Origin of the sequence: Methylobacterium sp. WL103 (assembly GCF_008039885.1) — a bacterium.
GTDB lineage: Bacteria > Pseudomonadota > Alphaproteobacteria > Rhizobiales > Beijerinckiaceae > Methylobacterium > Methylobacterium cerastii.
On the sequence record NZ_VRUX01000133.1, the window covers coordinates 1 to 9,239 of the forward strand.

The following is a 9,239-nucleotide window of genomic DNA, read 5'->3' on the forward strand; positions in this document are numbered from 1 at the left end:
GCATCTACATACTGAGTAAGCGTTGGCGATTCAGAGAGAGCAGATTTTTTATTTAACTCTTTACTCAATAAGTTCGAAACATAGCTCTTTAAATACCCAGGACTGTGATTTTTATCACCGGCGCTACTCGTATATATTATTACCGATCCATCAGGTGATTTATGTATTTGGAAAATGTAGAACTTCTTCTTTGATTCATAACTCATAAATTCTTTTGCGGACGAGCCTTTCACTGAATGGAAACTGTTTTTTGCAGCAAAACCATAATTACTTGTCTTATCAAATTTATACTTAGAACGCCATTTATTATTTTTATACTGTGTATTATTAATTTGCCACATAGCAGACACGCGCACTCGCTCGTCCGAGCCGTGAGCAGGAATGCTGACAAAAAGTTTCTTTCCAACCATGCCCTTACAATGATGCAGCTAGTTGAAATCTTCAACTGCGTCGCATGGCATAGGCCCGAGCTTTGGGGCCATCCGCTCTATGCGGGCGACTTGGACTGCGCTCCAATTCCCTCCCCGCGGTGTTCCTACCCTACGCACATCCAGCTCTGCAGCGATGCCCCTAAGCGACGTGACACCAGACGCTTTAATGCTAGCGATGATCGGGCGGACGTTCTCGGCAAAGATCTGAGCGTCCCGTTTATTCGTAGCTGCTCCTTTGGCGGATGCTACGGACAAGTTCGTGCGGTTTCCGAGTTGCACGCCCTTCGCCTTTAAGCTGCCGAGAGCGGCCTTGGTGCGAGCCGAGATCAGAGCACGCTCCTTCTCAGCCAGCGCCGCGTAGAGGTGCAGCACGAACGGGTCGACCCCCTCACCGAGTTCGGCCACGAGGAACGGCACCCGCTGCGCCATGAGATTGGCGATGAAGGCGACGTCGCGCGACAGGCGGTCGAGCTTGGCGACGATGACCGGGCACTTGTGCTTGCGGGCGAGAGCGAGAGCAGCAGCGAGCTGGGGCCGGCGATCGAGGGCATCGGCGCCCTTCCCGGTCTGGACCTCCTCGAACTCCTTGACGACCTCGAAGCCGTTCGCCTGAGCGAAGGAGGCGATCAGCGCCCGCTGAGCATCGAGACCGAGACCGCTCTTGCCCTGCCGGTCGGTCGAGACCCGGACGTAGGCGACGAGGGGACGGAGAGCGACGGTCATTAAGATCCTCGAGCTGGTGTAACATCACCATACGAGTGTTTGGTCTTGATACAAGGGTGATTCCGTCTCGGTCAGGAACAAGACGGTTCGATCTTTGTTCTCACCCTTGACGATGACCGCTGCCGAGCTTCCAAATGGGCGGGCACACAATCCTTAGTATATATGGCCCCTTCTTGTGCAAGATCTGGGGTCAGTGGAGGCGCACACGTGCCGCGGGTCACTCGTCACATCCGGCGCAAACCGGCTTCCAACCTGCACCATGCCGTTCGCGTCGCAGACGCGCTGAGGCTGCCGCTCAACACGCTCGTCACCATCAACATCAGCATGACCTGCTGCCCGGTCGAGCAAGCGAGCTACGTCCTCGCTCGGCTCCGCAACAACCAGTTCAGCCACTGGGCGCGCCGGCCGACCAAAGCCATGATCAAGAGCGGCTGCGCGGCGTTCAGCCCGGCCTTCGTGTGGGTGTTGGAAGCAGCTGGAGGCGTCACCGCCGCCCATTGGTTGCTGCATGTCCCAGAAGACCGGCGCGACGACTTCGAGGCCCGACTGGCAAAGTGGGTCGAGAAGGCGATCGGCAAGACCGAGAACGAACGGGCGGTCGAGGTCAAAGACGCCCCACACCCCAAAGGGCTTGGCAAATACATGCTCAAGGGCATGGAGGAGGCCTACGCGCACTTCTACGGCATCGACTTCGAGGACCAGGGAGTCGTTCACGGCCGGCGCTCGGGCTACAGCCTCAACCTCGGGCCGTCGGCGAAGAAGCGCCTACGAAATGAGGGTGACTACCCGGAAGCCCGGAAGTGGAAGCCGTTCCCGAAGGGACTTACCAATCGAGCCCTGAACGCCCAGCGCCAAGCTCATTCCCACTAGCTCGCTTGCCAAGACCAGAGCAGCATGTGCCAATGCCCCTAGGATCGCTCCACGAAGCCCGCTGACGGGCTTAAACGAAAAGCGGATGATGGCTGCCACCCACGAGCACGAAGCCGTCAGCGCCCTTCCTGAGCGAGTTTTACGGGGGTGGAGCCGAGAGATCCTGTCTCGCCGGACCGGGAGAAATACTCCTAGTTATATATAAAAAGATCCCTGGGTCAGACCAATGGCGAAGCTGACGAGAGCGGAGCGCGACGCGATCGCACTCCGCCGCATCCTGCGGATCCTCGAGACCCACGGCGCCGCAACTCCGCGGACCCTCGAGCAGAAGATCTCTGATGCCGGCCCCAATCCGCAACGCATCGACCCGCACATCCTAACACCAGTCAGAAACGCCCTTGCGAAAGAGGGACGCATCCGACGGGTCAAGGAGAACAACGTCACATGGTATCACCGTGCAGAAACCCCACCTCTTATAGTCGAACAACGCATAGCTGAGCAGCGTCCTGTGCTTCGATCACTATTGGCCGCAAACCATCATATTGGTCAAGCACTAGAAATTGCAACATATCGTGCCCTTCTAGAGTCACATCCTTACTTTCATGGTCGATTTCATGATATTGATATACAAGAAGACAGTATTAGATATAAAAAAGAAGAACCCCCTCAACATCTCGGACCTAGAAGTATCCCAGGTAATCAATGTCTAGACTTTATGGTCATAGATCCAGTTGCTGGTCCGATTGGAATTGAGTGCAAAAACGTTAGAGAGTGGCTATACCCACATCGGCTAGAAATAATGGAAACAGCAATAAAGTGTTTAAGCCTTGATTGCATACCAGTCTTGATAGCAAGACGTATCCCTTACGTAACTTTTAAACTATTAAACGCCTGCGGATGGGTGATACATCAGAATTTCAATCAGATTATGCCAAATCATTTGCGAGATGTTGTAGACGTTGCTAAAGATAAAAAAATCCTTGGCTATCATGACCTACGGGTTGGCAATATACCAGATGCGCGCCTGTTAAAGTTTATACAACGAGATATGGTCCCGTCTGCAATTCAGGCCAGAGCAAGATTTAACAAATATAAAGACTTACTAGAGCGATTTGCTACAAAAGACATTTCTTACGCGGAATTCGCAGCGCGTCTACGCCGTCGAGAACTTGGCCAAAACGAAGATCATGACTGGCCAGAACCTGAGGTGCCTGAGGGCTGGGTGGAGAACTTCGAGTTTCAGGATCCCACTGATTGGTTCGAGGACCCGTAATGCCTTGGGGACCTTTCTACGAGCAGCGGGTTTATAACCGCCGGCGAGATGTTCATGCTGTCTACGGCGGTCAGCAGCAAGGCGGCATCTGCACGCCCAGCCAGCACCCCGTCATCATCGTCTTCACCGGCTCGAGCGGCGAGCAGCACGGCTACGCCGACGGTTGGTCGTCTGAGGGCGTGTTCCGCTACTTCGGGGAGGGGCAGCTCGGGGACATGGTGTTCGAGCGCGGCAACCGCGCGATCCGAGATCACCTGGTCGACGGTAAGGACCTCTTGGTCTTCCAGACGCGCGGCCGAGAAGGCGTGCGCTTCCTCGGTCAGTTCGAGTGCGCCGGCTACAGCCTCGAGACCGCTCCTGACCGAAATGGCGCCCAGCGCTCTGCCATCGTCTTCGAGCTTGTCCCTGCGAACGTCGGCGAGCAGGTCAAGGAGGAGCAATTGGTCGAGGAGCTCGAGCTCGACGTCGACCTCGCAGGTCTACGAGCACGTGCCCTAGAGGCCGCCCAGCTGACGCCGCAGGTCGCTGGCACAGCGGCGCGTCGAAGCCTCTACCGGCGCTCAGCAGCGGTCCGGCGTTACGTTCTCGCGCGAGCGGCTGGGATCTGCGAGAGCTGCAACGAGCCCGCGCCGTTCGTCACCTTGCAGGGCAAGCCCTACCTCGAGCCTCATCACACCCGTCGCCTGAGTGACGGTGGCCCAGACGATCCTCGGTTCGTGGGAGCGGTCTGCCCAAGCTGCCATCGCGAGATCCACCATGGGCTACACGGGCCCGCGAGGAACGAGGCGTTGATCCAGGCGATCAATCAAAAAGAAGCACTCGCACGACGCTGACTACGCTGTGGATCAGCGCCGCTTGCTCATGTTCATCGACATATTCTCACAGCAGCAGCCGCCCTTGCTCTTCTTCATGCTGCCGTGGCCCATCTCCATGCCGGGCTTGCCGCACATGGCGCCTTTGCCACCACCGCAGCAGCTCATGGCCATCGCCGGGGCCGCGGTGAGCAACAGCAGGGCGGTCGTGGTCACGATGAACGTCTTCATGGGGCATCCTCCACCTGGTTGATCGTCGTTATAGCGCTCGGCCAACTCAGCGAGCTAGGCGAGGACCTGGATGATCCGGCGCTCACAAAGACAAGGGTGTGATCGCGGATGCAGCGCGAACAACGCAGATCGGCCGCTCGGCGCGCTATTTCTTCGAGGCTCAGACGATCATCGCACAGCGTATGCGCTGCTAGGCGAACTCAACGCGAGTGAGACATTTTCAGCAAAATCACTTCGCATTGGGACACCAGGGGGACATTCAGGTGACATCTAGGGGACATCCAGGGGACATCTGCGTCTCACTGGCGATTGTTCGCATTGGCTCGTGCGGGACATCGAGGTGACAAAATAGGACATCGAGCCACCTCTGATGGACAAAGTGAGGAAGTCAAAAAGCGTCTGGCAACCTCGCTTGAATTGAGTTTACCCGGACTCTCCTTGACCAACCGGGATTGTTGCATCGGACTAGGGTGTGCCTCTGGTTGACCAAGTCCAAGGGTATGACCCGTATGCGACCGGACCCAGGATCCAAGCCCTTCGAGTATGGCTCGGTCATCTAGGACTTCGTCTCGTCGAATGCTCGCTTACAAGCGACATCACCCGACCGGACGAAAAGCTCTTACAAGCCCCCTACAGCGGCACCGTCCAAAAGCCAGTGTCTGAACTAGCGATTTGACCACGAAGGCCGCCAGTGATCTCCTGAGGCGATCCTAGGCGTGCTCCGTGCAGGAGGCGGACGGATGACGCCGAGAAGAGGGATCAAGATCTTGAAGGCGAAGCTCAAGGCACTTTTGAGCGTGCCGCTGGACGACGCGCAGGTTCACTGCGACTCGGACAAGCCGGCTGACGTGCAAGGTCTGACCTATGGGCAGGGAGCGGAGATCCACCTCGGTGCCGGGCAGGAGCAGCAGCGAATGCTGCGAGCGGCGCTCTAGTCCGATGGCCGCTCTGATTGTCGCCATCCTCATCCTGCTGACGCCGGCGTTCTGCGTCTACGCCCTCAAGGCTTCCAAGAAAGCCGAGCTGGCGAAGTGGAAGCGTCAGCACGCCAAGAGCGTCGTCCTCCGTGAGGAGCGGATCAAAGCCTACTGGGATGCCGAGCCAGCGCGGCAGGCAGCCAAAGAGAAGGCCGACGCCGAGCACAAGGCTCAAATGCTACGGCTTTTGGACAAGAACATCGCCGAAATGAAACGCAAGCGAGAGCAGTCCTAGAGGCGCCGCCGGTGCGGAGCTTTTGCGTTTTGCGAACGCGTTCATGTCCGCCAAGGACAGCAGCCAGGATCTCGTGGAAGCAATAGGCACTCCCTACGAGGTGGGGGCGATTTTCTAGGACTTCGATGAGGTAGGAACGTCTTGCCCCTTCGGGGCGGGGCTGCCGCAGTCGCGCCGTGCTTCGCACGCCGCTTCGTGCTCTGCCCCGTCTGCTCTATCGTCTTCTGGATCATTGCTTGAATAGGTATCCATTCAAGCAATAGGAGACCATTGCCGCGGGCTTCGCAGCATGTGGTTGGCCTCGATCTCGGAAGACTGCGCTGGACGCGTAGCTCAGCAAACGCGGCGTGACTGAAAGTCCTCGGACCTCACCCCCTACAGCTCGAGCGTGTCGAACATGTCGGCTGGGATGAAGTGTTCATATGATACCGGACGACCCAGCTCCTTCGCAACGTAATTCACGACGTCCCCCTGGTCGTAGATCACCTTCACGTCGGTTGAGCCCGAGCTGATGAGCGAGAGCCAGGCCTCCTCGGTCAGCTCGTGGAGCTTCTTGAGCTTGATCGCGCGTCGGTCAGGATCGTCATCGTCGATCCGAACCAGTGCGTGCCAGTGCGGGTTCGTCGTCGCCTTCTCGAGGAAGTAGAAGGCGAACATGCGGTCAGCCCGGTAGAGCGGCTTGGCCCACTTCGGTCCGACCAGTGCGCGATTCATGTAGGCGTCCCAGCGGCGCACGAGCGCGTCCATGCGATCAGCGCCTCGACGATCGCCGATCACCTTCCGGTCTGCGGAGCGCAGATCTAGGTCATTGGTCGCGAGCGTGACGAAGTGCGTGAAGCCCCGGGTGTTCAGCCACTCGACAAGCTCCTCAAGAGCTCTGGGTGGAAGGCGGGATGGGTCACTCATCGTGTGCTGGATATGCTCGTGGTCTGGGTGATGACGTTGCCGGCGTGTGGGCGCTTACCAGATCGTTCTCGACCTGGATCCGACCCTGCCCTCCGGCAGCTCTTCGACGTCTCTGACAGGCGTCTCGAAGCAGATCTAGAACTAGGTGTATTCGTGGGGTTCACCGATTTGCACCCACCCCCTACTCGGGCAAGGCGGAGCCAGGACAGCCACTCGGTCGAGACGATCCGGACGATGTTGGTGTCGCTACGCCACGCGGATAGCCGGCGCTCCTCGATCGTGAGGAGCTGCTGCAGGCGGGCTTGGCGCAGGGCGTTCCGGACGCTGCTCTCCGAGACGCCTGCGAGCGCTGCGATATGCCCGATAGCGAGTTGGCAGGTCCCCTTCTTCACGACCTCGACTGCAAGGACGGCGAGGACTGCTTGCTCCGCGAGCGTGAACTGACCTGAGAGGCGAGGTGGTAATCGGCCAGACGCAGCCCAACGCCGCCGACGCTCTAGGCTCTCAGGAGTTTGAGGACGTGCTCCTGCAGGTCGTCTGGGCGGCGCTACGGCGGTCGCTGACGCCTTACGCACCTCGATCAGGTTGGACAGGGTCTCAGCCTCAACCTCGCTCACGTGCCCGTCCCCGTAGGCACGCCAAAGCAGCGCTGCGATTTCAGGCAGCTTCACCCGCGGCGCCGCCTCGATGGCACGCCGGATCTCACAAGCGAACATGCACGGTCCCCATAGGGCCGCGTTCCAGGGTCCAGGCACGACTCATCGGTGCAGGAATTGGCGTTCCCGCTTGACTCCCGAGGGGGTCATGTGGCTTGTGAGGGATTGCATCGGTCCTCACAGACCACTCGATTTTGCGGCCCTCCTGTTTGGCGACAGGGGGGCCGTAGTCGTTTCAGGGTCTCGATCGCAGCGTGGTTATCGATCTCCAAACGTAAGCGGCGACCGTGACCGCCCGGAGCGAGTCGGTCAAGTCGCGGATCTACATCAGACCAGCGTAGTCACATAACTACGTGCTCGCGTTATAGCGCTATCACACGTCGTCGATGTGCTTGTCCTTGTAGTGGCCGCGCTTACGCAGCATGAGGAACAGGCCCTCCCGGTAGAGCGCCTGAGCGCTGATACGCTCCTTGAACGCGATCTCGCGGATGAGATCTAGGGTCTCGGGTTTGGCGTAGAGCGACCGGTGCGCGTAGTCCTTCAACTCGGGCTCGGGCGCCGCCTTGCCCTTCGTCCGTCTCGCACGCCCAGTAGGTCGAGGAACAGCAGCCTCGGCCTCCATCGAGACCATCGGCACATCTGCATCATGTAGTTGCTCACCCGCTTGCTCAGGCGCTTGCTCATCCACATGGCTATGTGACTGCGCGGGCTTAATGAGCCCTTGGACGCTCGTGCGAGGAACCTTGCTCATGTCCGGCTCATCCTCTCCTTCACATAGGCCCAGAGGGCGTTGATCTCGGCCGCGGCTTTCCCGACCGGGTTGATCTCGGTGACCCCCATGCCCGAGGCCACCGAGTCGCGGAAGTCGGTCCGATCAGCGATGGGCGGGGCGACAGCGCCACCGACTTCCAGCGCCGCAACAGCATCGGCTGTGCGCGCGTGCGAGGCCGGGTTCGTGCCGTTCAGGACGAAGGCGAAAGGGCGGTTGAAGAGCCGTAGACGCTCCACGGTCGGACCAGCAGCGCGTAGATCGAATGCAGACGGTCGGACAGGGACGAGACACAAATCTGCATGCCGTAGGGCGGCATCGACCTCAGCCCCAAACACGCCAGCCGTATCGATGATCACGAGCGAGACCGCAGGCACCTTGCGGGTGTCCATGATCCACTTGTCCAAGGCGCCAGGCGCCACTGCCCGAAAGACGAGGCCGCCGGTCTCACGGAGCTTGCCCCACTCAGCGAGCGACGCCTGGGGATCCATGTCTACGACGACGACGCGCTCACCATCCTGCCACGCAGCGACAGCGATACTGGCGGCGATGGTCGACTTGCCGCTCCCGCCTTTCTGCGAGGCGAGAACCAGAACTCGCATATGTTTTTCACACAGCCGCAGAATCAGACAGTAGCGGTGCTACGCAGATGCACAATCACATAAGCACACGAACCAATCAAGCTAGCATGCGAAATCGCCTAGATGTTAATCCCAGATACGAATCACACCTACGCTATCCCATTCGCTCTCGACAGAAATTGCCGCCATGTTTTCAATTACCGCTTGAGCAGCTATCATTCTATCAAATGGATCTGCATTTTTCATGTCTATAAGACCTGATTTTAAAGCATGGGCAGATGATATTGGGAGCTCTATCAGATCTAAAGTGGTTATAATTTGGCCCCATTCCAAGACAAGAGCCTCTGCTTCAGGAAGCTTACCTTTTCTATATTTAGCTGCTATCTCCCAAGCAGATGCAGCGCTGACATATATTTTATTGTCAGCGTCTTCTATCAATAATCGAGCGCGATTTGGAAGCCTATCGTCTCCAAGAGAGAACCATATAAGAGCGTGAGTATCGAGCAAAAGCTTCACTCGTGTCCCCAAGACTTAAGTTCATCCTGAGACATTGGCTCAAAGAACTCAGAGCTTACCTTGAATTTTCCTGCAAAAGCACCGAACTGCCGTTTTTTCTTAACAGGAGCACGGACGTCCGCCGTATTGGGCGCATCTACATACTGAGTAAGCGTTGGCGATTCAGAGAGAGCAGATTTTTTATTTAACTCTTTACTCAATAAGTTCGAAACATAGCTCTTTAAATACCCAGGACTGTGATTTTTATCACCGGCGCTAC

The 9,239-nt window shown here is 57.8% G+C and carries 13 protein-coding genes; 5 read left to right on the top strand and 8 right to left on the bottom strand.

The window, feature by feature from the left end:
• Together FV222_RS30670 and FV222_RS10680 are read right to left on the bottom strand one after the other, a co-directional pair.
• A partial coding sequence (locus FV222_RS30670) for a hypothetical protein (protein WP_210248477.1) occupies positions 1-410 on the bottom strand: 410 nt, incomplete at its 3' end.
• Between the two features lie 18 nt (positions 411-428).
• Positions 429-1,154, bottom strand: coding sequence for a recombinase family protein (locus FV222_RS10680; RefSeq protein ID WP_147814196.1), 726 nt, complete (start codon positions 1,152-1,154; stop codon positions 429-431).
• Positions 1,155-1,361: 207 nt separating this feature from the next.
• On the opposite strand from FV222_RS10680, the gene FV222_RS10685 reads away from it, so the two are divergent.
• From FV222_RS10685 to FV222_RS10695, 3 genes are all read left to right on the top strand, one after another.
• Positions 1,362-2,024: a hypothetical protein gene (locus tag FV222_RS10685; RefSeq protein ID WP_147814198.1), complete on the top strand. Its 663-nt coding sequence runs from the start codon at positions 1,362-1,364 to the stop codon at positions 2,022-2,024.
• Positions 2,025-2,250: 226 nt separating this feature from the next.
• Positions 2,251-3,297: a hypothetical protein gene (locus FV222_RS10690; RefSeq protein ID WP_147814200.1), complete on the top strand. Its 1,047-nt coding sequence runs from the start codon at positions 2,251-2,253 to the stop codon at positions 3,295-3,297.
• Positions 3,297-4,130, top strand: coding sequence for an HNH endonuclease (locus FV222_RS10695; protein WP_147814202.1), 834 nt, complete (start codon positions 3,297-3,299; stop codon positions 4,128-4,130). Before FV222_RS10690 ends, FV222_RS10695 begins: the two co-directional genes overlap by 1 nt.
• A 12-nt stretch (positions 4,131-4,142) precedes the next feature.
• Here the strand turns inward: FV222_RS10695 and FV222_RS10700 are convergent, their stop codons facing one another.
• Entirely contained in the window at positions 4,143-4,340 is a 198-nt protein-coding gene (locus FV222_RS10700; protein WP_147814204.1) for a hypothetical protein, read from the bottom strand.
• 767 nt (positions 4,341-5,107) lie between these two features.
• Between FV222_RS10700 and FV222_RS29540 the strand changes: the two genes are divergently transcribed.
• The gene (locus tag FV222_RS29540) at positions 5,108-5,275 is read left to right on the top strand and encodes a hypothetical protein (RefSeq protein WP_187277300.1); all 168 of its coding nucleotides are present in this window, start codon (positions 5,108-5,110) and stop codon (positions 5,273-5,275) included.
• Between the two features lie 4 nt (positions 5,276-5,279).
• A complete protein-coding gene (locus FV222_RS10705) occupies positions 5,280-5,552 on the top strand; it encodes a hypothetical protein (RefSeq protein ID WP_147814206.1) in 273 nt (90 codons plus the stop codon).
• Positions 5,553-5,927: 375 nt separating this feature from the next.
• Here the strand turns inward: FV222_RS10705 and FV222_RS10710 are convergent, their stop codons facing one another.
• The 5 genes from FV222_RS10710 to FV222_RS29545 form a co-directional block, all read right to left on the bottom strand.
• Entirely contained in the window at positions 5,928-6,458 is a 531-nt protein-coding gene (locus FV222_RS10710; protein ID WP_187277301.1) for a hypothetical protein, read from the bottom strand.
• Between the two features lie 1,029 nt (positions 6,459-7,487).
• Positions 7,488-7,745 (bottom strand): hypothetical protein, encoded by a 258-nt coding sequence (locus FV222_RS10720; protein ID WP_147814210.1) that lies wholly within the window; start codon positions 7,743-7,745, stop codon positions 7,488-7,490.
• Positions 7,746-7,861: 116 nt separating this feature from the next.
• The gene (locus tag FV222_RS10725; protein ID WP_147814212.1) at positions 7,862-8,485 is read right to left on the bottom strand and encodes a ParA family protein; all 624 of its coding nucleotides are present in this window, start codon (positions 8,483-8,485) and stop codon (positions 7,862-7,864) included.
• A 105-nt stretch (positions 8,486-8,590) separates the two neighbouring features.
• Positions 8,591-8,980, bottom strand: coding sequence for a type II toxin-antitoxin system VapC family toxin (locus FV222_RS10730; protein WP_147814214.1), 390 nt, complete (start codon positions 8,978-8,980; stop codon positions 8,591-8,593).
• The coding region (locus tag FV222_RS29545) for a hypothetical protein (RefSeq protein WP_210248478.1) at positions 8,977-9,239 on the bottom strand (263 nt) is incomplete at its 5' end. The genes FV222_RS10730 and FV222_RS29545, both read right to left, overlap by 4 nt.